Annotated in this window: 26 protein-coding genes; 12 read left to right on the top strand and 14 right to left on the bottom strand. The window is 35.5% G+C overall.

The genetic code is table 11. From position 1 onward, the window contains the following. Both AC0L3Q_RS23130 and AC0L3Q_RS23135 read right to left on the bottom strand, forming a co-directional pair. Positions 1-966 (bottom strand): hypothetical protein, encoded by a 966-nt coding sequence (locus AC0L3Q_RS23130; RefSeq protein ID WP_473283324.1) that lies wholly within the window; start codon positions 964-966, stop codon positions 1-3. Next, a complete protein-coding gene (locus AC0L3Q_RS23135; protein ID WP_473283326.1) occupies positions 963-1,907 on the bottom strand; it encodes a hypothetical protein in 945 nt (314 codons plus the stop codon). Before AC0L3Q_RS23135 ends, AC0L3Q_RS23130 begins: the two co-directional genes overlap by 4 nt. A gap of 205 nt (positions 1,908-2,112) precedes the next feature. Between AC0L3Q_RS23135 and AC0L3Q_RS23140 the strand changes: the two genes are divergently transcribed. From AC0L3Q_RS23140 to AC0L3Q_RS23180, 9 genes are all read left to right on the top strand, one after another. Further along, a complete protein-coding gene (locus AC0L3Q_RS23140) occupies positions 2,113-2,949 on the top strand; it encodes a universal stress protein (RefSeq protein ID WP_473283328.1) in 837 nt (278 codons plus the stop codon). A gap of 100 nt (positions 2,950-3,049) precedes the next feature. Next, positions 3,050-3,922 carry a phospholipase D-like domain-containing protein gene (locus tag AC0L3Q_RS23145; RefSeq protein WP_473283330.1) on the top strand — a complete coding sequence of 291 codons (873 nt, stop codon included), beginning with the start codon at positions 3,050-3,052 and terminating at the stop codon, positions 3,920-3,922. After that, a complete protein-coding gene (locus AC0L3Q_RS23150; RefSeq protein ID WP_473283331.1) occupies positions 3,919-4,395 on the top strand; it encodes a phospholipase D-like domain-containing protein in 477 nt (158 codons plus the stop codon). Before AC0L3Q_RS23145 ends, AC0L3Q_RS23150 begins: the two co-directional genes overlap by 4 nt. 11 nt (positions 4,396-4,406) lie before the next feature. Beyond that, the gene (locus AC0L3Q_RS23155; RefSeq protein ID WP_473283333.1) at positions 4,407-5,177 is read left to right on the top strand and encodes a patatin-like phospholipase family protein; all 771 of its coding nucleotides are present in this window, start codon (positions 4,407-4,409) and stop codon (positions 5,175-5,177) included. Positions 5,178-5,179: 2 nt separating this feature from the next. Continuing rightward, a complete protein-coding gene (locus AC0L3Q_RS23160; protein WP_473283334.1) occupies positions 5,180-5,812 on the top strand; it encodes a Crp/Fnr family transcriptional regulator in 633 nt (210 codons plus the stop codon). A 64-nt stretch (positions 5,813-5,876) separates the two neighbouring features. Next, a complete protein-coding gene (locus tag AC0L3Q_RS23165; RefSeq protein WP_473283336.1) occupies positions 5,877-6,674 on the top strand; it encodes a sulfite exporter TauE/SafE family protein in 798 nt (265 codons plus the stop codon). A 119-nt stretch (positions 6,675-6,793) separates the two neighbouring features. Further along, positions 6,794-8,206, top strand: a complete 1,413-nt coding sequence (locus tag AC0L3Q_RS23170) for an MBL fold metallo-hydrolase (RefSeq protein WP_473283338.1) — start codon at positions 6,794-6,796, stop codon at positions 8,204-8,206. A gap of 82 nt (positions 8,207-8,288) precedes the next feature. Further along, positions 8,289-8,846, top strand: coding sequence for a YeeE/YedE family protein (locus AC0L3Q_RS23175; RefSeq protein WP_473283340.1), 558 nt, complete (start codon positions 8,289-8,291; stop codon positions 8,844-8,846). Between the two features lie 4 nt (positions 8,847-8,850). Further along, positions 8,851-9,264 (top strand): DUF6691 family protein, encoded by a 414-nt coding sequence (locus AC0L3Q_RS23180; protein WP_473283342.1) that lies wholly within the window; start codon positions 8,851-8,853, stop codon positions 9,262-9,264. On the opposite strand, the gene AC0L3Q_RS23185 is transcribed toward AC0L3Q_RS23180, so the two are convergent. The 12 genes from AC0L3Q_RS23185 to AC0L3Q_RS23240 form a co-directional block, all read right to left on the bottom strand. Beyond that, entirely contained in the window at positions 9,253-10,257 is a 1,005-nt protein-coding gene (locus AC0L3Q_RS23185) for a 2-hydroxyacid dehydrogenase (RefSeq protein WP_473283344.1), read from the bottom strand. The genes AC0L3Q_RS23180 and AC0L3Q_RS23185 overlap by 12 nt on opposite strands. After that, positions 10,238-10,906, bottom strand: coding sequence for a hypothetical protein (locus AC0L3Q_RS23190; RefSeq protein ID WP_473283346.1), 669 nt, complete (start codon positions 10,904-10,906; stop codon positions 10,238-10,240). Before AC0L3Q_RS23190 ends, AC0L3Q_RS23185 begins: the two co-directional genes overlap by 20 nt. Next, positions 10,899-11,417, bottom strand: a complete 519-nt coding sequence (locus tag AC0L3Q_RS23195; RefSeq protein WP_473283348.1) for a hypothetical protein — start codon at positions 11,415-11,417, stop codon at positions 10,899-10,901. The genes AC0L3Q_RS23190 and AC0L3Q_RS23195 overlap by 8 nt, the downstream gene beginning before the upstream one ends. A gap of 64 nt (positions 11,418-11,481) precedes the next feature. Next, positions 11,482-11,925: an Hsp20/alpha crystallin family protein gene (locus tag AC0L3Q_RS23200; protein WP_473283349.1), complete on the bottom strand. Its 444-nt coding sequence runs from the start codon at positions 11,923-11,925 to the stop codon at positions 11,482-11,484. A gap of 96 nt (positions 11,926-12,021) precedes the next feature. Next, on the bottom strand, positions 12,022-12,435 hold the full coding sequence (locus AC0L3Q_RS23205; protein ID WP_473283351.1) for a hypothetical protein: 414 nt from the start codon (positions 12,433-12,435) through the stop codon (positions 12,022-12,024). 100 nt (positions 12,436-12,535) lie between these two features. Continuing rightward, positions 12,536-13,906: an MBL fold metallo-hydrolase RNA specificity domain-containing protein gene (locus AC0L3Q_RS23210; protein ID WP_473283352.1), complete on the bottom strand. Its 1,371-nt coding sequence runs from the start codon at positions 13,904-13,906 to the stop codon at positions 12,536-12,538. 9 nt (positions 13,907-13,915) lie between these two features. Next, the gene (locus AC0L3Q_RS23215; protein WP_473283354.1) at positions 13,916-14,758 is read right to left on the bottom strand and encodes an ATP cone domain-containing protein; all 843 of its coding nucleotides are present in this window, start codon (positions 14,756-14,758) and stop codon (positions 13,916-13,918) included. Between the two features lie 95 nt (positions 14,759-14,853). Further along, positions 14,854-15,276 (bottom strand): hypothetical protein, encoded by a 423-nt coding sequence (locus AC0L3Q_RS23220; RefSeq protein ID WP_473283355.1) that lies wholly within the window; start codon positions 15,274-15,276, stop codon positions 14,854-14,856. Between the two features lie 15 nt (positions 15,277-15,291). Then, entirely contained in the window at positions 15,292-16,137 is an 846-nt protein-coding gene (locus AC0L3Q_RS23225; RefSeq protein ID WP_473283357.1) for a universal stress protein, read from the bottom strand. 67 nt (positions 16,138-16,204) lie between these two features. Next, a complete protein-coding gene (locus tag AC0L3Q_RS23230; protein ID WP_473283359.1) occupies positions 16,205-17,053 on the bottom strand; it encodes a universal stress protein in 849 nt (282 codons plus the stop codon). Positions 17,054-17,120: 67 nt separating this feature from the next. Continuing rightward, a complete protein-coding gene (locus AC0L3Q_RS23235; protein ID WP_473283361.1) occupies positions 17,121-17,969 on the bottom strand; it encodes a universal stress protein in 849 nt (282 codons plus the stop codon). An 11-nt stretch (positions 17,970-17,980) separates the two neighbouring features. After that, positions 17,981-18,829: a universal stress protein gene (locus tag AC0L3Q_RS23240; RefSeq protein ID WP_473283363.1), complete on the bottom strand. Its 849-nt coding sequence runs from the start codon at positions 18,827-18,829 to the stop codon at positions 17,981-17,983. Positions 18,830-18,974: 145 nt separating this feature from the next. Between AC0L3Q_RS23240 and AC0L3Q_RS23245 the strand changes: the two genes are divergently transcribed. The 3 genes from AC0L3Q_RS23245 (at position 18,975) to pdxH (ending at position 22,298) form a co-directional block, all read left to right on the top strand. After that, entirely contained in the window at positions 18,975-19,199 is a 225-nt protein-coding gene (locus AC0L3Q_RS23245) for a hypothetical protein (RefSeq protein ID WP_473283365.1), read from the top strand. 92 nt (positions 19,200-19,291) lie between these two features. Next, the gene (locus tag AC0L3Q_RS23250; RefSeq protein ID WP_473283366.1) at positions 19,292-21,685 is read left to right on the top strand and encodes a heavy metal translocating P-type ATPase; all 2,394 of its coding nucleotides are present in this window, start codon (positions 19,292-19,294) and stop codon (positions 21,683-21,685) included. Beyond that, positions 21,678-22,298 carry a pyridoxamine 5'-phosphate oxidase gene (gene pdxH / locus AC0L3Q_RS23255; RefSeq protein WP_473283368.1) on the top strand — a complete coding sequence of 207 codons (621 nt, stop codon included), beginning with the start codon at positions 21,678-21,680 and terminating at the stop codon, positions 22,296-22,298. The genes AC0L3Q_RS23250 and pdxH overlap by 8 nt, the downstream gene beginning before the upstream one ends. Positions 22,299-22,308: the final 10 nt, after the last annotated feature.

Genomic DNA, 22,308 nt, shown 5'->3' on the forward strand with positions numbered 1-22,308 from the left:
TCACTTCACCATACAAACGGAATTTATATTTCCTTGATCATCATATTCTTTAACGGGATTGTCCGGATCCAAAATCCACGTATCATCAACAATAAACTTATAATGATGTTTCCCTCCAGAGAGCATAGTTCGATACACCCAGCCTTTTTGGGTACGTGTCATCTCATATGCGCTCTCTGACCAATCATTAAATGAGCCCGCCAGAATTACCTTTTCTGCATCTGTATACCCATTTAATATAAATGATGCCGGAGCTTTAACATGAACTACAGAGTTATAACCATGAAATTCGTTTCTCCTTTTATCAGGGTTAATGGGGTCTTCTATCCACTCTCCGTCGATAATAAATTTATATTGATATTCTCCTGGTCGTATTTTTAAAGTAATGCTCCAACAATCCTCGGTGCGCTTCATTTTAAAAAGATCCTCGTTCCATTTATTAAAACTACCACTTAGTATCACTTCACGAGCATTTTCATGACCTCCCAATGTAAAAGTTACATTACCACCATCATCTGGATACGCCGCATAAATCTTGAGATTATATGCAGGTAGTGCATGTCCGTTTCTGAAGGCCCTAACTACATTTGCATATTCTTTTGATGGTTCTGCCCACAAGGCATTATTGACCACAAACTTGAACTCCCACGAAAACTCGTCATCAAAGTCGTCTAGCTTCTTTCGTAGTTCGTATCGATTTTCGTCGATCTTAGACATCTTCCAGTCGTATTTTGACCAATCGTTAAACGAACCTGCTACCACTACATTCTCTATCTCAAGATATTCAAAATGATATCGTCTATTTTGTTTATCGGCCATGGCAATACTGTAGTCGCGCTTGTCAAAAATGAATACGATCTCATCGCCTTCAATTTTATATCCTTTAAAGCTTTCGGTTTGTGCCAACACCACTTCCCCTGCAAAGGCAAGGAATAAAAAAATGATATGTAGTACTTTTTCTTTCAATTTCTAAGTATCGGATATTTTACAAAATAAAGCTTTTCTTTCTGATAATTGATGATTGTTCTTTTCTGCTGAAAAAACTCATAGCCCAAAACACCATCGAGTTGCGTACCAAAAGCTTCATTCATTTTATTCAAATTGGTGAGCACAGTGTTCATAGGACCGAAATACACACTTTTGCTTAGTCGTACTCGAAACAACTTTCCTGCGATTACTTCAATTTTATGATCCCCGGCACCAGAAAGCAATAGTCTTTTCCCAGGATAAAAATATTTAAGTGCCTTTCTTCCTATCTTTTTATTGATTTGGTTGAACTCTGCAGCAGTGTCCAATCCAAAAATAACCGGTTTATCACCTATATACCCATTAAGTACAATGGTATGGTGTCTCAGTTTAAAATCAACACTATCTGTAATTTTCTCTGCATACACCTTTTGGTCATATTTATCTCCATTTTCGTCCACCTTACTTAAGGTCATTTGATTAAGGTGCATATCAATAAAAACCTCGTAGTCTTTTAAGATATTGTACCCTATCACCCCGAGAAGGCGCATTTTTTTTGCTTTTTCGATATGTGATAGATTAACAATATCAGAAGTTTTATTCTTCAGATTAAAATTTTGAAGGATAAACTCTTTTACATCTTGCTCAAAGGTGTCATCCATTACCTCTATAACTCCCGATGTATTTCTTTTTCTGGATTGATGCTGATACTTTAACGGGAAATGAACTTCATTCAATATCATCGTATCGGATCCGGTATCGATAATAAAATCTCCCCTTTTCCCCAGTAACTCGGCCTCTACTACGATAAGTCGATCAACCAATTTAAATGGAATACGAGCGGTATACTCGTTGAGAATTTCAGCTTTAGAAAACACAATATCCTCTGACGAGAAAAACGAATGCCTAGGTGGGTTTTCTTTAGCTAACCCTCCCATCATACAAGACAAACATAGCATTATGCATAGTAGCATCTTTCTCATACAAAATATGACATCACTAAGGCCAAAGATGTTACAATTTTGATGCCATATCTGAACAAGTTTAATATAATATTAAGAATTCTACCCCTGCTCCTAGTATGACTAATATCATTTTTATTAAACCCCATTGGGTATATCTTTATTCGCATAAAATAGGATGATCATGAAAAATATTTTGCTTCCCACCGATTTCTCAGATAATTCCAAAAATGCTATTGTATATGCCTTGCAATTCTTCAAAAATGAGGCGTGCACGTTTTATATTCTTCACGTTCAAAAAGCATCTACCTATACCACAGATGATCTAATGGCAGCTCCTGCAAATACATCTATACATCAATCTGTAGTGGGAGGCACCAAAGAGAAACTTGAGATATTAGCACAAGAGCTAGAATCAGAATATTCAGAAGAAAATTACACGTTTCATACCATTTCCGATTACGACATCTTTACCGATGCCATCAAACAGGTTATAAAAACCAAAGCAATAGATCTTATCGTTATGGGCACAAATGGTGCTACCGGGGCCAAAGAAGTTGTTTTTGGGAGCAATACCATTAACGTTATTCGCAAAGTAGACTGTCCCTTGCTTGCGATACCCGAAGGATTCTCTTTTACTCCCTTACAGAGTGTATTGTTTACCATTGATTTTTCTGAAAACTTCATTACAAAAGGCATGGAACCTTTGGTCCATCTTCTCCAAAAACACAAAGCTATTTTACGAATACTGAAAATTAAAGAAGATGATACGGTGACCAAAGCTGAGTTTGATGATAAAAATCGAATGAGTACATTTTTTAAAGAAATTAATCATACCTTTCATTCTATAATAGCGGTGCCAACGGCTTTAGCCATAAATAGTTTTGTGCAAATTATGGATGTTGACATGACAGCTATGTATATTAAACAAGATACCTTTATAGATCGATTTTTTAAAGGATCTAAGATGTCAAAAATAAGTTATGGCACCAGAGTTCCTTTATTGATCATGCATATGTAAACCCTACTAAAACGTGAATCAACCGATCATATTCACCATTTTATCTGTTACGTATATCCTGGTAGGGGTATTTATTATAGTACGGTTACTTTTAAATGGCATGAGGCCCACCAAAACTCTTGCCTGGATGCTTGCCATTTTTACGATTCCCGTGGGAGGTATCCTCTTGTATTTAATGCTGGGTAGAAATCGCAGAAAAAATAAACTTTTCAAATTAAAACGTACGCCAAAAGTTAATGCGTATATCCAAAGGGCATTACAACACTATGTCCCCATTTCAATACAAGAATATAAAGAACATCAAAAATTAATCTCATTGATCACCCAAAACTCGTATTTCGCACCGAGTTCTGGAAACCAATTAACCTTACTAAAAAACGGAGAGCCTACATTTCGCGCAATTTTTGAAGCTCTAAAAAATGCTAAGCATTTTATTCATCTAGAGTATTACATTTTCGAAGAAGGGGAATTGACAAAAGAGCTATTTCAACTTTTTTCTGAAAAGGTGAAAAGTGGAGTCCAAATTCGAATCATTTATGATGGTATTGGCAGTCGATCGTTAAGCAAAAAATACATCAAAAAACTCAACGAAATAGGAGTAGAAACAAGCCGGTTTCTTCCTATTCGATTTGGCAAACTTTTGAATTCTATAAACTATAGAAACCATCGTAAAATTATTGTTGTTGATGATGAAATCGCTTTTACTGGAGGCATTAATGTCTCTGACAAATATGTAAAAGGAGATCCTAATCTTGGGGTATGGCATGATACGCATTTGCAAATACAAGGACCTGTGGTACATAGTCTACAAACCATATTTGCAATGGATTGGTTTTTAATTACTGAAGATGAGGATATTCTGGACACAACTTACTTTGCCCCAGATCAAAAAACAGGAGAAGCCACCGTGCAAATCGTTCATTCTGGACCGGATTCGGATTTCTCGGCTGCCAGACAGCTTTTTTCTCTATGATCAATGAAGCAAAAGACTATGTGTATATTACTAATCCATATATTATCCCCGGTGAAAGTATTTTAGAATCCCTAAAAGTAGCTTCTTTGAGTGGTGTAGATGTAAGGTTGTTACTCTCCAAAAAATCAGATAATCCAATTGTAAAATGGTGCGTGCGATCTTATTTTGAAGACTTGCTTCAAGCGGGAGTAAAAATATATTTATTCCCAGAAGGTTTTGTGCACAGTAAGACTATCGTTGCCGACGATACCGTTTCTTCGGTAGGAACTACTAATCTAGATATTCGAAGTTTTGAACAGAATTACGAGGTGAATGCTGTGGTTTATGATGATTCGTTTTCTATCGCCTTGAAAAATGATTTTTTACGGGATTGCAATCATAGCATTGAACTAAAGTATGATACCTTTGTAAAAAGACCTTGGCATCATAAAATAAAAGAGGGAGTTGCTAAAATATTTAGCCCTGTACTATAATACAACATGCTATGAAAGACTCAAAAAATACAGGATTGGTTTTATCGGGAGGAGGATTTAAAGGAGTGGCCCATATTGGCGCAATACAAGCTCTAGAAGAAGCAGGAATTGTAATCAAATACATTTCAGGATCAAGTGCCGGGGCTCTTGTTGGTGCTATGTATGCAGCTGGCCATTCTCCTGAAGTAATCAAACGTTTTTTTAAAAAAACCTCTTTGTTTAATTTCAATAGATTTACCCGTAAGAAAGCTGGTTTTCTGGATTCAGAAAAGTTCTATAATGATCTCATTTCCTTTTTCCCTGAAAATACATTCGAGTCATTGCAAAAAAACATGTTTGTAACAGCAACTAATCTGGTAGAAGGTGTAACCAAGGTTTTTAGCCAAGGGCATCTTATCAAACCTTTACTAGCTTCTGCAGCTTTCCCGGGAGTGTTTACTCCTGTGATGATCGGTGATCAGCTGTATGCAGATGGTGGAATTTTGGATAATTTCCCGGTAGCTCCGCTACAGCAAAATTGTGACTTTATTATTGGAGTGGATGTTTCCCCTATCAAGAAACCAAAGATTTCAGATTTTAAACACTCCTATAATGTTATGCAAAGAGCCTATTATTTAAGAGCCGTACCTAATTCTGAAACCAGATTTTCGCAATGCGATATGATCATACAAGCCAAAGCATTAGCCAATTATGGTCTTTTCAACAGTAATAATCTGGACAAAGTATATGATCTGGGGTATAATGAAGCGAAAGCAAAAATCGAACAATTTCTAAGCAGCTAACAATGATAGACGGATTACAACAAAACTATGGTGATTTTTTTGAACCAGCGCTTTTAAAGGAAATCACAAACGTTGGCACTTTTAGAGAAGTATCAGAAGGAGATGAACTTATAAGAGCTGGCAGTTATATCAAATCCATGCCATTGATCATTAATGGTGCTATTAAAATCCTAAGGCAAGACACTGAAGGGGATGAATTACTACTATATTTCCTAGAGCGTGGTGATACTTGCGCAATGACATTATCTTGTTGTTTGGGGCATCATAAAAGTGAAATTAAGGCGATTGCGGAAACTGATGCTTCATTGGTAATGATTCCTGTAGAAAAAATGGAAGAATGGACCACCAGGTACAAATCCTGGCGAAACTTTGTTTTTGATAGTTATCACAAAAGGTTAATTGAAGCCATAGAAACCATCGACAGCATTGCCTTTTTAAAAATGGATGATCGCTTGTTGAAATACCTACACGACAAATCCAAAGTAACCAGTGACAATGTATTAAAAAATACCCATCAGGAGATTGCTTATGACCTTCATACATCTAGGGTAGTCATCTCCAGACTTCTTAAAAAGCTTGAAACCAAAGGAAAAGTAAAACTCAACAGAAACAGTATTGAAGTAATAGATCTTTGATGGTTCGGTAACAAATGTTACTGTACTCCCCTTTTGCTCAAGTTATTTTTGCTGAAAAAATGTAATGGAAATAACTGAAGTTATTGGGTTTATTGCAGCATTAATTATAGGTATTGTATTAGGTTTAATCGGTGGAGGAGGTTCCATCCTTACCGTACCCGTATTAGTATACATATTACATATTAACCCTATAACAGCAACAGCATATTCTTTGTTTGTTGTAGGAGTTTCATCCAGCGCTGGTGTTATTCAAAATCTAAAAAAAGGATTAATTGACTTTCAAACCGCCTTAGCATTTGCGGTACCGTCTCTTATTGCCGTATATGGGACCCGAAGATATATAGTACCTGCAATTCCCAACCAATTAATAAGCTACAAGAACATAATCATCACCAAGGAAATTGGACTGATGATCTTTTTTGCTTTTATCATGTTTATAGCATCAATATCCATGATTAGGAATGATAAAAGGAAAACAAAACCTCTCGTAAAATCCAACACATCATATACCTTGATATTTGTTGAAGGGATTGTGGTAGGGATTTTAACTGGGTTAGTTGGTGCCGGTGGTGGTTTTTTAATTATCCCGGCTTTGGTACTCATGGCAAAGTTGCCTATGAAAAAAGCGGTAGCAACATCCCTTCTCATCATCGCCATAAAATCTCTTATTGGTTTTATGGGCGATGTAGAAAATTTAGAGATCGAATGGCATTTTTTATTACCATTTACTCTTGTTGCCGTTTTAGGTATATTTTTGGGTACTTATTTTACTCGATATATCGAAGGAAAAAAACTTGAAAAAGGATTTGGATGGTTTGTTTTGCTAATGAGTATCTACATCCTCCTCAAAGAAGTTGCCTAAAAAAAGCTTTGTAACAATAGTTACCGATTTCAAATAATAATTGGCTTATTTTTGCATAATACTCAATCAATAAACTATATTTCCATCCTGAGATGGATTATATTCAAAAGAAGAACAAAATGACGATAGAACAAATATATACAGGATGTTTGGCCCAGGGGGCATATTATATAGAAAGTAATGGTGAAGTTGCTATTATTGATCCTTTGAGAGAGGTAAAACCTTATATTGAAAAGGCGAATGAAAATAACGCAAAAATAAAATACATTTTTGAAACGCATTTTCATGCGGATTTCGTTAGCGGACATCTCACATTAGCCAAAGAAACTGGAGCTCAAATCATATATGGTCCCATGGCTAATCCTTCTTTTGAAGCCACTATTGCCAGAGACAATGAAGCATTTCAACTTGGTAATATTACTATTATAGCTCTACATACACCAGGTCATACTATAGAAAGTACCACTTACCTTTTGAGAGATCAAAATGGAAAGGATCATGCCATATTTAGCGGTGACACATTATTTCTTGGAGATGTAGGTCGCCCTGATCTGGCCCAAAAAGCTGCCGACATGACTCAAGAGCAACTGGCAGAAACCTTGTATGATAGTTTACGAAACAAAATCATGCCTTTGGCAGATGATGTTATAGTATATCCTGCACATGGAGCTGGTTCTGCCTGTGGGAAAAATATGATGAAGGAGACTGTGGATACCCTCGGTAATCAGAAAAAGATGAATTATGCTTTACGGGAAGATATGACCAAGGCAGAATTTGTAAAAGAAGTTACCGAAGGATTATTACCTCCTCCACTATATTTCCCACTGAATGTAAAAATGAATAAAGAAGGGTATAAGGATATCGACGAAGTAATAAAACAAGGTGCCAAACCATTATCTGCATCAGCTTTTGAAGCATTGGCCAACGAAACAGGTGCTGTGGTACTAGATGTAAGGCATCAAAATGAATTCGTACAAGGGCATATCCCAAGGTCAATTTTTATTGGTATCGACGGAGGTTTCGCCCCGTGGGTAGGAGCTTTGATTGCCGACGTACAGCAACCCATTTTGTTGGTAGCTCCGGAAGATCGCGTTGAAGAAACCATTACACGTTTATCTCGTGTGGGTTTTGACAATACCCTGGGGTACCTTGAAGGTGGATTCGAAGCCTGGAAAAAGGCCAATAAAGAGTTTGATACTATCACTTCTATTCCGGCTTCTGAATTTAAAGAAGTACTGGAGAAGGACGAAATCCCTGTCTTTGATGTAAGAAAGGAAAGTGAATTTTTAGCAGAACATGTAGATAAGGCTAAAAACTCTCCTTTGGATTATTTGAATGACTACCTGCAAGGTTTTCCTGAAAAAGAAACATTTTACGTACACTGCGCTGGTGGCTATCGCTCTGTTATAGCTGCTTCAATATTGAAGAGTAGAGGTATTCACAACCTAGTGGATATTGCAGGAGGGTTTAAGGATATAAAAAGCGTTGGTATTCATACTACAGATTATGTTTGCCCAACTACACTCAAATAATTTGAACATAGACCGTGTGTAACATTTGTTACTGATACCTTTTTCAAATTTTGATTTCTTTGTCTTTAAAAAAACAAAAATTATGGATTGGATATTAGATCCATGGCCTTGGTACGTTTCGGGGCCACTGCTCACAATGGTAATGTTCTTGTTAATTATGACAGGCAAAAAGTTTGGAATGTCTTCAAACTTAAGAACATTATGCACCATCTGTGGTGCAGGTAAAACTTCCGATTTTTTTAGATTCGATTGGAAAGCACAAAAATGGAACCTGATCGTAGTATTAGGAGTGATTATTGGCGGATATTTGGGTTCTAATTTCTTGTCAACAGATCCTGCAGTGCAACTTAGCGATGCTGTAATATTAGACCTTAAACAAAAAGGGATAGACAGTGCGGGTAAAGCCTATATGCCCCATGAATTGTTTTCAAATGATATTCTTACTGATCCCAAAATACTCTCTCTACTGGTAATAGGTGGTATACTAGTGGGCTTTGGTGCTCGTTATGCAGGAGGATGTACTTCGGGACATGCCATCTCGGGATTAAGTAATTTACAAATACCATCGCTAATCGCGGTCATTGGTTTTTTTGTAGGAGGGTTAATTATGGTTCATCTTATTTTTCCTTTAATTTTTTGATAGTATGCGTTCAATTATATATTTAGCAATTGGTATCGTATTTGGTATTATTTTGATCAAGTCAGAAGCAGCATCATGGTTCAGAATATATGAGATGTTTCAATTTGGATCTTTTCATATGTACGGTATTATTGGTAGTGCTGTTATACTAGGAATACTTTCTATTCAATTCCTTAAAAAATACAATGTAAAATCCTTTTACGGAGCTCCAATTCATATAATTCCTAAAGAAAAAGGGATAAAGCGTTACGTGTTAGGGGGGATTATTTTTGGTTTGGGATGGGCCCTTGCAGGGGCTTGCCCTGGTCCTATGTTTGTTTTATTGGGAGCTGGATATTTACCTATGGTCGTCGTGATCGCTTCGGCTATTTTAGGTACCTTCTTGTATGGGGTTCTAAAGAACAGATTACCCCACTAGTTCTACAGTAAGCTCATTTTCTGGAGTTTTATTCTCTACCCAACTATTGATATTGTAAAACGTAGTTTCGGCAATATTGGTTAATGCTTCATGTGTGGCAAAGGCTTGATGCGGTGTTATCAACACATTCGGAAAACTCAATAGTTTTTGTAGTAATTCATCATTGGAGGTATTTTGAGAGTGATCGTAAAAAAACAATCCATTTTCGAACTCATATACATCAGCGCCATAGGCTTTCAGTCTTTTTGAGCTTAAGGCTTGAATAAGCTCTTTGGTATGGACAACTGCTCCTCTGGCTACATTGATCAAAACGACTTCTTTTTTCATTTGTTCTATCGCTTTTTGATCAATCAAATGATGGGTTGCACTAGTAAGTGGTGTACTTAAAAAAATCATATCGCTATGGTGATACACCTGTTTGAGATCAAGGTATTCTACATTATATTGCTCAGCAAAATCCAAATCTTTATTGGGGTCAAATGCTATAACCTGACATCCAAAGCCATTCATAATTTTGGCTATTGCTTTCCCTATTCTTCCCATCCCGATCACTCCTACCGTTTTTTGATAAAGATCAAAACCAACTAGATTACTCAAAGAAAAATTACAATTCTGGACCTGCTTGTTAGAAAGGATAAGTTTGCGATTTAAAGCCAATAATAGTCCTACCCCATGTTCTGCAATGGCATACGGAGAATATCCCGCGGCATTTGCCACCTTTATCCCAATTTTTTTCGCTTTGGCCAAATTTACGTTGTCATATCCTGTGGATCGCAAGGCGATGTATTTTATTCCAAAATCTTTTAATAATCCCAATACTTTGGAAGAAGCATCATCTGCCGAAAAAATCGATATTGCATCAAAACCTAATGCTAGTATCGCCGTTTGATCGGTAAGGCGATCGGGGATATATCGTATCTGATGTATCTCGTTGTTTGCTTTTTCCAGAAAAGGAATCTCAAAATCTTTGGCACTATAAATCAAAATCTTCATCGATAAATTCTTCTATAATTAATAATTGCTGCGCTTTTAATGCCCAAATTACCACTTTTACATAATCGCTTACCGCTTTTCGTGTGTTTTCGGGTTCTGTTACATCTATTGATCCTTTCCAGATCAGTTCTTTGGCCTTGTCTGGGCAAATACAATACAAAGACGACTCTGCATGAAAAATCTGATACTCTTCATAATATTCTTGATCATGAAAGATCTCTTGATTTTCATAATAGTCTTCTCTGAAGTTTTTGAAGGTTCTATCCAGATTTCTGTATGCTTTTACCACAGTAACCTTATCTTCAACTCCTACTACTTTGGATAACAGAATTGCATCAAAGCCTTGTTCGATCAATTGAGATTCTAGGCCCATAATTTCTGCTTCAGTCTTTGGGGAAGTAGTAAAGTTTTTTTCAAAAAAATTAATACTTTTTACGCCATTTACTCCATTTCTGCCCAGTTCAGAAACCAATTTTCTTTCAAAAAATCTGCGATTGTCTTCATTTGATGTAATCCCTATCACCAACACTTTTTGGGCTTCAAAAGTTTCTATATCAGGATTTTTCCAGTTTTCTACCAGCTCACTAGAAGAACATGCACTTAATAAAATGACCGATAATAGTAATATATAGTGTTCAAACTTATTCATGTCTTGAAGGTTTATCTATGATTTGATTTAAACGATTTACCACGATATCTGTATATTGAGGGGTTTTCTCTATAATGGATTCTCCAGAAATCACGTCAACGTCTTTTAATGTAATATGACTGCTTCCAACGGTAGACAAAATGATCAATTTATCCAACTCGTTTGGATGATCCCTTATGAACCGTTTTACATTTCGTGGAGGACTTCCATACTCCCAAGAGTTTATAATAACTAAAGCATCCCATTTGCTAATGTTGACAGTAAAAAGGGTATAAACATCTATTACTTTGAAATAAATAATATCCTTATCATAGTGTCTTATGATGCCCTGTACCAAAGAATCTTTAAATGGACTTCCTTGAGAGGCCAACAATACTTTCGTATCATTTTGAGGGCTATTTACTTCAAAAGGGATGACAGTATCCATACTATAGGTGTATTCGTACCACACCCAAAATCCACCAAAACCAAGAAAGACCAAAACGGATATAATTTTCAAGTTTCGTTTCATTTTGGAGTTGGTTTTAGCTTACTAAAAAGGCAGAAAAAATTATGCTTTTCTGCCTTAGTACTTCTTAGTTAATATCTATTACTTTTTTGGCAGATTCTTTTGCTTCTTCTTTCTTCTTTAAAAGAAGTTTTAAAATACCATCCTCATAAGTAGCTTCTATTTTTTCCTCCTGATTAACGGTTGAGGGTAATTGCAATTTCCGATCAAAAGAGTTGTAGCTAAACTCTTTACGGGTGTAATTTTCATTTTCTTCTACTTCCTCTCTTTTTTGTTTGGCACAGATATGAAGTACTTCGTTTTCCATCGTGACTTCGATATCTTTTTTAGAAAACCCAGGAACCGCCAATTCAATTTCGAAATCGTCCTTGTTTTCTTTTACGTTCATCGCTGGAAGATTTCTTTCTCTGATGAAAAAATCATCTGCAAAAAAATCATCAGTGTCCAACCAAGTTGGTACTTTGTCATTAAACCAAGGGAATCGGTTTTTGTTAAATTTAATAAGTGACATAATCTTTGGTTTTTTAGAGTTATTAAATGATTTATATCAAAACTAATGTTATACCATATCGTAAAAAATGATATTTATCAGATTACATTTATTACATCAATTTTTCCTACGTTTTAATATGTTCGCTGCGTAGGCAAAGACATCCGCTTTTAACTTTCTAAAATTTTTATAGAATTTTTCGAAGGTTACATTCATTAGCTCATGTTCTTGATAATAAGAATGATCCTCGGCAATAGTGTCGCATTCTAATATTCCTCCCAGCTCACTTTCGTGCTTTCTGATACTTTTCATAAGCTGGTCAGCTTCGGCTACAATCTTACTGAGCTGTTCTTTGTACTCCTCTAATCTTTCAAAAAGATTCGGAGTATTAGGTTCGAATACATACGAATTTAGTAACTGTTGTATAAATTGGATTTCACCTTTTATAAACTCAAGGCTGGATTTCCATTCTAAGGTTACAAAATGTATATGCTTTAACTGTTTTTCGGTAATTTGTGTTATTGTACTCATCTTTTCAAATTGGTTTTTAGGTTCTCTACAATGTACATATCTATACTGCCTTAAAAAATGATAATTATCAAGTTTAAAGTTTCCTAAACACTATTGATAATCAAATCATTATTTCAAATACTTCGTGTAATTTTGGGATATGGACTCTCCATTGATAAGTATCTTGTATTTTTACTCGTAGAACATCAGATGCAGTAGCTTCTCCATGTACCAGAAACACTTTTTCGGGAATGTTTTTGATCTCACTCATCCAATCCAAAAGCTCCTGTTGATCTGCATGTGCCGACAAGCTTTCAATTTGATATATTTTTGCATTTACCGGATAATATTTCCCAAACAATTTGATTTCATGAGCGCCTTCTTGTAATAATCTTCCTCTTGTCCCTTCAGCCTGAAAACCAACTAGAATTATCGATGTGGTAGGTATATCTATCAATTGTTTTAGATAGGTTAATACTCTCCCTCCGGTAACCATACCGCTACCGGCAATAATTATTTTGGGCCTGGGATTATCAATTACTTCCCATGTCTCTCTGTAAGAAGTTACAATGTTAATATGGTTGCAAATCGCATGATATTCATTTATCGGAAGTTTATGCCAATTAGGAAAAATCTCAAAAACCGAGAGTACATTATTACCCATTGGGCTATCCACATAAATAGGCAAATTGGGAATTCGATTTTTCTTGTATAATTTCCACAATAAATACATCAAGGTCTGTAATCTTTCTACTGCAAACGATGGGATAATTAAAGTTCCTTTGTTTTGAAGCGTTTCATTAATCAATGATATTAGTTGTTCTTCTACATTATTTTTGGGATGAAGTTTGTTACCATAAGTGGTTTCAACAAACAGATAATCTGCCCATTCTGGTCTTTTTGGAGGTCTTAGCAGCAGGTCGATATTTCTTCCTACATCACCAGAGAAGACAAATATTTTTCCGTAAAGATCAATTTCGATGAACGTAGCTCCTATAATATGACCATTGTATTTAAATCTATACCGAATGTCTTCGGATAGAGAAATCCATGTATCCTCTTTCTTATTTTTAAAATATTGTATTGTTTTTTCAGCATCCTTTTTGGTGTAAAATGGTAATGCCGGATTATGACGTGAATACCTTTCTTTATTTGCTCTTTCGGCTTCTTCTTCATGAATTTTTGCGCTATCCCTTAGAATAATTTCAGTAATAGCTAATGTGGGTTCGCTTCCGATAATTTCTCCAGAAAATCCTTGTTGTACCAATCTTGGTAAATACCCTGTATGATCTAGATGTCCATGAGTTAATAAGACAACGTCTATTTCCACTGGATTGATAGGCAGGTTTTGCCAATTTAGTTCTCGTAATTCTTTTACTCCTTGAAACATTCCACAATCGATCAATATCTTTTTTTGGGGTGTTTCTAGGTAAAATTTAGAACCGGTTACGGTACTTGCTGCACCTAGAAAATGAATTTTAATGGTAGGCATAATTGATTTTTATACATTACATAACAATTTGACTTCATCCATAATTCTCTCCTTTCGCTCCTCTGAAACTCCAAGATGATCTAAATAAAACATATCATCAATTAGTTGTTTACACAATACCACATCCCGGCTAAGCAAAAATTGTTTTTCACGTTTTGTTAGTAATGTAGAAACAGTTATGGGATAAAGTCCTAAACGATCAATTCTATCTTTTAACCCATTATCTTTTGGATAATCCCAACTGAGCAGATACAATCCAGCACAAACCCCATAGGCAATAGCGTCCCCGGTAAAACGTGTATTGGTAACCACCCAACCTTGATCAGGTATCATTTCTTCTATATATTGATCCCGAAAAAAAGTCGTAATATCCTGAAACCTAGAATGGATGTATAATGGAACTTTTACATTACAATTACGACCTTCTTCTCCATGAAATTTACATTCAACCACGATATAGCTATTGTTTTTTCTAGCCACCACATCTACCTCGTGTGATACACATTTGCCATCGATAATTTGCCCTATATCTACTTTGTATCCCGAATATTGTAGTATTGCCGCTACAAAACGTTCAAAAGGGAAACCGGTTGGACCAAGCTCGTAAATTGCTTTCTTGAGCTTATATTTTGATGCAAAAACAGACTTTTTCTTTTTAAGTAGAACAAAAGCTCTGTTATAAATTTCTTTAGTAGAAATTCCTTGATATAGCTCATCTCGGACTATATCAATTATTTGCTCAATCGTTGTATCATTAGCACCACTTCTTTTTAGAGAATTGCGAAGTTTATGAAGAGAAAATTTAACCTTTTGTCCCGAAGATTTTATGATGTCAAAATTCTGGTTTTGCATGTGATATGTTTGTAATTAAAAGTGAGACAACTCAACCTTATTCATGGGGTGAGTTGCCTATACAAAACTTAACTCGAGACTAAAATTTGGCTCTGTTAAACGATATTCTGCTTATACTTTTTAAAGTGGTCTCTGACCAAAGCTTTGGTTTGATTTTCTGTCATGCTATCTGCCTTAAAAACACCTTCTACCTTTACTGCGATATCCTTGTAGTTTTGATCCAGTTCTTTTTTAAATTTCTCGCCTGCTTCAGCGGGCCCAAAAACAACAATTTTATCCGCATCTTGTAGAAAAGTTACTAGTGTTTCAAAGTAGGTTCTAAACTGATGTTTTTCGCGTTCAAGATACTTTCTGTCTTGTACTACATCTTGTGGTCCTCCCTTGATTCGAGTTCCAGATCCTCCATGGATCCGAAAATCTTCAACATTAGAAGGTATTTTATCTATACGCTCTTTTTGATCTTCTATGGTGATGATAAACGCTTTTTGCTTATCCATCCAAATGCCTATGTTTTTCATAATCTGTTGATTTGGTTATACGTCATGCAATGCTAATACGGGTACTCGAGAATGGTACCCTAAATTTTTTACCATGGGTTTAGAGAATATGCTACCAAAGAAACTGTGCTTCCTGTTGATAAAAGTGACCATATCACTATCTCTACTTTCTACAAATGCGCTAAGCCCTCCTTGCACATCTACATTGCGCAGCGTATGAAAACTATGCTCTAAATTTTCAAAATTCTCTTCCAAAAGTCGTTTGTTATTTTGTTGATCCTCATCTAACCCGTCTGCATCTACAATATGCAGTACTCTAATGACCGCACCACTAATTTTGGCGATATCCATAAGATGTTGTAATTCTCGTCTTTTGAACGGTGTCTTGTAATCGGTGGGAAATACAATCTCCTTTGGTTTTTTGAAATCAGCTTCTTTTGGTATGGCCATTACCGGGCAATTTCGAATTTTCTCCATAACTAGTATGGTATTGCTTCCGTAGACAATACTTGCGGCATCAGTATCTCCCTTGGTACCCATAACTACCAGTTCAATATCTTTTTTGGCAATCACATCCTTAATTCCCTCTAGTAAGCTATTAAACTGAGAAACAGTGAAGAATTGGTGTTTCGGATTTTCATTTCTAAAAGAAAGCCCTTTTAGCATCTTTGCCAATCCCATTTCTGATTGTTTTTTTGCCTCTTCATAAAAACGTTCTCCTGGTTCTGGAACCATCATACTTTCTAATGCATAACCTGTAGCATTAAATGTATTGAGTATATAAAATTCACAAACTTCATCCTTATAAAGTTCTATCGCGTAGGTCATCGCGTTCCATGCGTTTTTAGAAAAATCGGTTGGTAATAATATCTTCCTTTTCATTACTTTGTTTTTTAATGGTTTATGAAATAAATGTATAAGGAAACACGCCCAAAAACTATGATAATTATCAGCTCTTCACCGGAATTACCAAGAAAGGAATGTCAATACGAAAGCCCATCTTTTTTACTACAGGCTCATGAGTTATACTTTCTGTAATGCTGTGCGGATATCTCAACATGGTGAGCATATCAATATTCATTTCTTCTAGAAACATCTGAATAACTTCTGCCTTTTGGTTATCCTTTGCCAGCCAATGCATACTTAGTTCTACTCCTTCAAAAAGTGTTCTCAGAATTTTGAAATTTTGCTCCTGTTCTTCGTTCAATAATTCATTTTCATGAATGTGCAACACCTTTATCGAGGCCTTAAACATCTTGGCCATCGTTATAATAGGTTGTAACTCTTCTTTGCTATACGATCGTCCAAACCCTGTAGCAAAAGCAACGTTTCTTGGTGGTTTAAAATCAAGTTCATCAGGGACCAAGAGTATCGGGCATCGCTTGATATTTTGAATTGCCTTGACTGTGTTACTGCCAATAAAAATCTCTTTCAAACCACTGGCTCCTTTGGTTCCCATAACTACCAAATCGATCTCCTTACTCTCTACAGTCTTATTGATCGTTTCTGTCAAATCTTTGGAAACGGATACCGTTTCAAAAGTATGCTCAAAATCTTCGGTATCTCTTACTATGCAATGAAGGGTTTCGGTAAGTTTATCCTTGGATGTAGCGCTTAATTGTCGGTATAATGCATCTCCTTTACTAGTATCCATTCTACTCGTTAATACAGGAGTATTAACATCAAAAGTATTTAGAATAAAAAAGTGACAGGGTTCATTTTGAAAAAACCGCGTCGCATAAAAGAGTGCACTGTATGCATTATTAGAAAAATCTGTAGGAACTAATATTCTTCTCATGATGTGTGGTTTTTATGAATTATGACATAAAACTATACACCAGACCCGAAGAATACTATGACAATAATCAGTTATCCGCTGGGATTACCAAAAATGGAATTGTGGTATGAAACGTCATTTTTTTAATCACAGGTTCTCGAGTTAATCTTTCTATAAAACTATGCTTGTATTTGATCATCATCAACATATCAATCTCTAGTTCTTCTACAAATGCCTGAATTGCCTTTTCTATTGTAGAAAAATCAGAAATCACATGAAATTCATAGTTGATCTCTTTAAAATATTGTTCCAAAGAATTTGAATTGAACCGCTGCACATTCGATAATTTTGGGTCGTCATATACATGAATCATTCTTACGGTCGCATCCTGTGATTTTGCCAAATTCACTATAGGAACTATCTCTGATTTGAAATACACTCGTTCAAAATCGGTAGCAAAAGCGATATCCGAAACTTCAGTAAAAGAAGATTCTTCTGGCACCGCCAAAACCGGACAATTGTCAACACTCCTGATTACGTCTTGTGTATTGCTTCCCAAGAAAAACTCTTTGGCTCCGGTAGCACCTTTGGTTCCCATCACTATCAGATCTATATTTTCTCGTTTGATAATTTCTTTGATCTCGCTTGTCAACATACCAAAGATGGATAATCTTTCAAATTGATGTTTTGGATTATTAAACTCTGTCATGATACTTTCTTCAATTTTGGCAATATTCTTTTTTGAATTTATCATGGCTACCTCTTCCAAACCATAAGGAGTTGGATTTTCAATAAGAAAATCAGCACTATACGAAGCTGGAGTAAAGGTGTTTAATAAATAAAAAGTAGCACTATCTCCCTTAAATAAATGCATGGCATATCGTATGGCATTATATGCATTTTTTGAAAAATCCGTAGGTAACAAAATTCGTTTCATCTTTTCACATTTTAATATCGTTGCAAATTCTGCATGGTTAAAAAAGGGATCTTGATATGCAGCCCTATTTTATCTATTGTGGATTGATACAATATATTTTCGAGATATGAATGTCTTGAATTCACCAAAATCAAAAGATCAATCTCATTACTTTCTACAAAATTGTTGATGGCCTCGGTAAGTGTATCGGATGCAATCGTATGAGATTTAATGTCTGTATCGAACAAACATTCTTTCAGAAAGGCTTTGTTATCTTCTTGTCGTATCGAAATCTTTTCATGTTTAGAAACATGAAGTAGATGAACAGTAGACCTGAAACTTTTGGTCAATGTACTCACCAATTTAAGCTCTCTTCTTTTATATGGCAAAAAATAATCCGTAGGAAACAAAACATTTTTCGGTTGCTTCCATTTATAGCCACTAGGTATCGCCAACACAGGACATTTTACATATTTTAGTACCTGCAATGTATTGCTTCCAAATGTGAGATTTTGATCATTTCTTTTTCCCTTGGTACCCATAATCAAAACATCGATATTTTCACTATCTACTATAGCATTGGCTTCGTCGATTAATGTCCCAAAAGCAGGAATCACTCTGTATTCGTGCCTAGGGTTTGGAGATATTTGATCAATAATTTTAAGAGTGTCCTTTAACTCTACGATACAACTATTCTTTACAATTTCTTTTAACTCCTCAAGAATTTCTCTCGAAACTAATGCGTCATGATCATACACCTCATCGGCATAGGCATGCATGATATAGAAAATGCTTTTCTCGTACTTAAAAAGTTCTAATGCATACCGAATGGCATTCATTGCATTTTCTGAAAAATCGGTTGGAATAAGTATCTTTCTCATAGGTTCTACTATTTGATATCTTACGTTCAAAAGTAGATAAGCACATGATCAGAAAATATGATTTTTGTCAGTCTACACTTATGTTTTAGCGAATTCTTATGACAAACTGTTTCCAAAAAAGGGTATTTTGTAAATAAAAAGTGTTATGAAAATTTCAGCGATAGCTATGGTAGTACTCACCTCGATTATGCTCTTACTTGTTACTATTTTGGTGGTAATGAATATTCATTTTAGTTGGATATTTTATCTCACTTGTTTAGGTCAAATCATGATCATTGTAATGGTTTATAAAGTACTTAGAGATAACTACACAACCGATAAAACTTTTAAAGATTTGTATGAGGATCATCCGATTGATAACCATCAGTAACATCCACTTATTTCCTGAAAAGGGCAAAACATGATAATTATCATATTCTTTTACCCTTAACTTCTGCATTTTTGCAGCAAAACAGTGAGTTTATGACACAATCAACTTGTTTTCACTGTGGAAATAATTGCGATAAAACAGTTATCAACTTCGACCACAAAACCTTTTGCTGTAATGGCTGCAAAACTGTATATGAAATTTTTTCAAGTCATGATTTATCCGATTATTATGACTTACAATCTGCTCCTGGAGCTATTCCTAAAGAAATTGAAGGAAAATACGATTATCTCGATAATCCTGATATTGCTGAAAAGCTAATAGAGTTCTCAGATCAGAATACTCAGATTATTACACTATACATCCCTCATATACATTGTAGCTCTTGTATCTGGATTTTAGAAAATCTACATAAATTGAAACCGGGAATTACTTCTTCTCAAGTGAATTTCCCAAAAAAAACAGTTAGGATTACCCTCAATTCAGAAAAAACAACACTCAAAGAAGTGGTGATTTTAATGAATTCCATTGGGTATGAGCCATACATTAGTCTGGACGATTATACGAGTACTCCAAAAAACAACAATCATCAATTACTATACAAATTAGGAATCGCTGGATTTGCATTCGGTAATGTAATGTTTTTATCGTTTCCCGAATACTTTGAAGTATCAGAATACTGGTTAGAAAAGTACAAGCACCTTTTTCGATGGCTAATGTTTGCCTTCTCTTTACCCGTTGTATTTTATGCTGCGCAAGAGTATTTCATTTCAGCATACAAAGGCCTTCGAAGTAAATTATTGAATATTGATATCCCCATTGCATTAGGGATCCTTGTATTATTTATAAGAAGCTCTGTAGAAATCATATTTGATTTGGGAACTGGTTTTTTTGATAGCCTTACAGGGTTAGTTTTCTTTTTACTGGTCGGAAAATTTTTTCAGCAAAAAACCTACTCATTTCTGTCTTTTGAAAGGGATTATAAATCGTATTTCCCTATTGCAGTGACCCGAGTATCCAAAAAAAATGACAAGGAAGAAAGTATTCAGGTTTATCATATTAAAAAAGGAGATCGTTTATTAATCCGAAACGAAGAATTAATCCCCGTTGACGGTATCCTCATCGAGGGAGATGCACAAATCGATTATAGTTTTGTTACCGGAGAAAGCGATTTGGTGGCCAAACAATCCGGCGATAAACTTTTTGCAGGAGGAAAACAATTGAATGGCGCCATATTGATTGAAGCCTTAAAATCTGTTGAGCAAAGTTATCTCACCCAATTATGGAGTAATGACGTTTTTAGTAAAAACAAAACATCATCCTTTACGAATCTTACAGATACCATTAGCAAATATTTTACGATCATTATTTTATGTATTGCTTTTATTGCAACCAGTTATTGGTTAATTGCGGATAGCTCAAAAGCGATGAACGTATTTACCGCAGTACTTATTATTGCTTGTCCCTGTGCACTAGCACTGGCCAGACCTTTTGCATTAGGAAACATGTTGAGGATTTTTGGAAAAAACCATTTTTACTTAAAAAATGCAGATGTAATTGAACAATTGTCAAAGGTCAATACTCTTATTTTTGATAAAACAGGTACCATTACCTCAAACAGGAAAAATAAAATCGAATACCATGGCAAACCACTTTCCAAAAAAGAGGAAGCATTATTAAAAAGTACACTTCGCGCATCGAATCACCCGTTAAGTAGGTCGTTGTATCAAATTTTGGAAGATCATGATATTCTCACTTTGGACGAATATCAGGAGCACCTCGGTAAAGGTATCGAAGCTCGATCAGCGAAGGACAGTATTAAAATCGGTTCTCAAAATTTCATAAAAAATTCCAACGGAACTAATGCTTTGAATACTACAGTACATGTTAATGCCAATGATCAATACAAAGGGCACTACGTTTTCTACAATCAATACAGAAAAGGAGTTAAAGAACTATTCGAGACCTTATCAAAAAACTATCGCCTATCTATTTTGTCAGGAGATAATGAAGGAGAAAAAAGGCATTTAGAACAGCTGTTACCTAAGAATACTAACTTACTCTTTAATCAAAAACCAGACGATAAACTCGAATATATCAAAAGCTTGCAAAACCATGATGCCAATGTAGTCATGATAGGTGATGGCCTCAACGATGCAGGAGCACTGGCACAAAGTGATGTGGGGATCGCCGTTTCTGAAAATGTAAACGTCTTTTCTCCCGCTTGCGATGCTATTTTGGATGCATCGGTCTTTCGAAATATCAACCATTATTTAACCATTTCCAAAAGGACAATGGGCATTATTAAATCCAGTTTCATACTATCTTTCTTCTACAACAGTATAGGATTGTATTTTGCGGTAACGGGTCAATTATCTCCTGTTATTGCCGCTATTTTAATGCCTTTAAGTTCTATTTCTGTGGTTATTTATGTAACTGTACTCACTAATATCCTCAGTAAAAAAGTAAGCGTAAAAACAAATGAATGAAGCTACTGATCATAATCCTATGCAACACTTTCAACAGTGGTTTCATGAAGTAGACACTTCACATCCCGAAGAAGAGACTAATGCCATGCAATTAGCTACCATAGGTACGGATGAATTTCCAAAAAGTAGAATTGTTTTGCTCAAGAAATTTACCTGGGAAGGGTTTGTATTTTTTACCAATTTCGAAAGTGAAAAAGGGAAATCTATTGCGCATCATAACAAAGTTGCTTTACTTTTTAATTGGTCGTCGGCAAATCGAGAGGTTTTTATTTCAGGAACCGCAGAAAAGATCGCTACTAATCTTGCCGAAGGGTATTTTGAATCCCGCCCAAAGGGAAGCCAGTTGGGAGCCTGGGCGTCCAAACAAAGCACTGAGATTTCTTCGCGAAAAGTGCTGGATGAGCAACTAGAATTTTTCGAAAACAAATTTGAAAACGGTACTATTCCTATGCCGGAATATTGGGGAGGCTATATGGTAAAACCCAGCAAGATGATATTTACTCAAAAGTATCCTACGGAAACCTTTAGTAAAGTTACGTCATACACCCTTAGACCAGATTTTATCTGGAATAAGAACATTCATTTTAATACGCACACAAATGAAGCTTATTGAAAAGCTGTAT

The organism is Aquimarina sp. KJ22-3, from assembly GCF_055808215.1.

What these genes read in the sequence shown, in the direction of transcription:
- AC0L3Q_RS23155 (WP_473283333.1), top strand. Translation starts at nt 4,407, where the DNA reads ATGAAAGACTCAAAAAATACAGGATTGGTTTTATCGGGAGGAGGATTT.
- AC0L3Q_RS23185 (WP_473283344.1), bottom strand. Translation starts at nt 10,257, where the DNA reads ATGAAGATTTTGATTTATAGTGCCAAAGATTTTGAGATTCCTTTTCTG.
- AC0L3Q_RS23250 (WP_473283366.1), top strand. Translation starts at nt 19,292, where the DNA reads ATGACACAATCAACTTGTTTTCACTGTGGAAATAATTGCGATAAAACA.
- AC0L3Q_RS23145 (WP_473283330.1), top strand. Translation starts at nt 3,050, where the DNA reads ATGAGGCCCACCAAAACTCTTGCCTGGATGCTTGCCATTTTTACGATT.
- AC0L3Q_RS23175 (WP_473283340.1), top strand. Translation starts at nt 8,289, where the DNA reads ATGGATTGGATATTAGATCCATGGCCTTGGTACGTTTCGGGGCCACTG.
- AC0L3Q_RS23165 (WP_473283336.1), top strand. Translation starts at nt 5,877, where the DNA reads ATGGAAATAACTGAAGTTATTGGGTTTATTGCAGCATTAATTATAGGT.
- AC0L3Q_RS23215 (WP_473283354.1), bottom strand. Translation starts at nt 14,758, where the DNA reads ATGCAAAACCAGAATTTTGACATCATAAAATCTTCGGGACAAAAGGTT.
- AC0L3Q_RS23195 (WP_473283348.1), bottom strand. Translation starts at nt 11,417, where the DNA reads ATGAAACGAAACTTGAAAATTATATCCGTTTTGGTCTTTCTTGGTTTT.
- AC0L3Q_RS23160 (WP_473283334.1), top strand. Translation starts at nt 5,180, where the DNA reads ATGATAGACGGATTACAACAAAACTATGGTGATTTTTTTGAACCAGCG.
- pdxH (WP_473283368.1), top strand. Translation starts at nt 21,678, where the DNA reads ATGAATGAAGCTACTGATCATAATCCTATGCAACACTTTCAACAGTGG.
- AC0L3Q_RS23225 (WP_473283357.1), bottom strand. Translation starts at nt 16,137, where the DNA reads ATGAAAAGGAAGATATTATTACCAACCGATTTTTCTAAAAACGCATGG.
- AC0L3Q_RS23205 (WP_473283351.1), bottom strand. Translation starts at nt 12,435, where the DNA reads ATGAGTACAATAACACAAATTACCGAAAAACAGTTAAAGCATATACAT.
- AC0L3Q_RS23135 (WP_473283326.1), bottom strand. Translation starts at nt 1,907, where the DNA reads ATGATGGGAGGGTTAGCTAAAGAAAACCCACCTAGGCATTCGTTTTTC.
- AC0L3Q_RS23180 (WP_473283342.1), top strand. Translation starts at nt 8,851, where the DNA reads ATGCGTTCAATTATATATTTAGCAATTGGTATCGTATTTGGTATTATT.
- AC0L3Q_RS23190 (WP_473283346.1), bottom strand. Translation starts at nt 10,906, where the DNA reads ATGAATAAGTTTGAACACTATATATTACTATTATCGGTCATTTTATTA.
- AC0L3Q_RS23200 (WP_473283349.1), bottom strand. Translation starts at nt 11,925, where the DNA reads ATGTCACTTATTAAATTTAACAAAAACCGATTCCCTTGGTTTAATGAC.
- AC0L3Q_RS23150 (WP_473283331.1), top strand. Translation starts at nt 3,919, where the DNA reads ATGATCAATGAAGCAAAAGACTATGTGTATATTACTAATCCATATATT.
- AC0L3Q_RS23245 (WP_473283365.1), top strand. Translation starts at nt 18,975, where the DNA reads ATGAAAATTTCAGCGATAGCTATGGTAGTACTCACCTCGATTATGCTC.
- AC0L3Q_RS23210 (WP_473283352.1), bottom strand. Translation starts at nt 13,906, where the DNA reads ATGCCTACCATTAAAATTCATTTTCTAGGTGCAGCAAGTACCGTAACC.
- AC0L3Q_RS23170 (WP_473283338.1), top strand. Translation starts at nt 6,794, where the DNA reads ATGACGATAGAACAAATATATACAGGATGTTTGGCCCAGGGGGCATAT.
- AC0L3Q_RS23235 (WP_473283361.1), bottom strand. Translation starts at nt 17,969, where the DNA reads ATGAAACGAATTTTGTTACCTACGGATTTTTCAAAAAATGCATATAAT.
- AC0L3Q_RS23240 (WP_473283363.1), bottom strand. Translation starts at nt 18,829, where the DNA reads ATGAGAAAGATACTTATTCCAACCGATTTTTCAGAAAATGCAATGAAT.
- AC0L3Q_RS23140 (WP_473283328.1), top strand. Translation starts at nt 2,113, where the DNA reads ATGAAAAATATTTTGCTTCCCACCGATTTCTCAGATAATTCCAAAAAT.
- AC0L3Q_RS23230 (WP_473283359.1), bottom strand. Translation starts at nt 17,053, where the DNA reads ATGAGAAGAATATTAGTTCCTACAGATTTTTCTAATAATGCATACAGT.
- AC0L3Q_RS23220 (WP_473283355.1), bottom strand. Translation starts at nt 15,276, where the DNA reads ATGAAAAACATAGGCATTTGGATGGATAAGCAAAAAGCGTTTATCATC.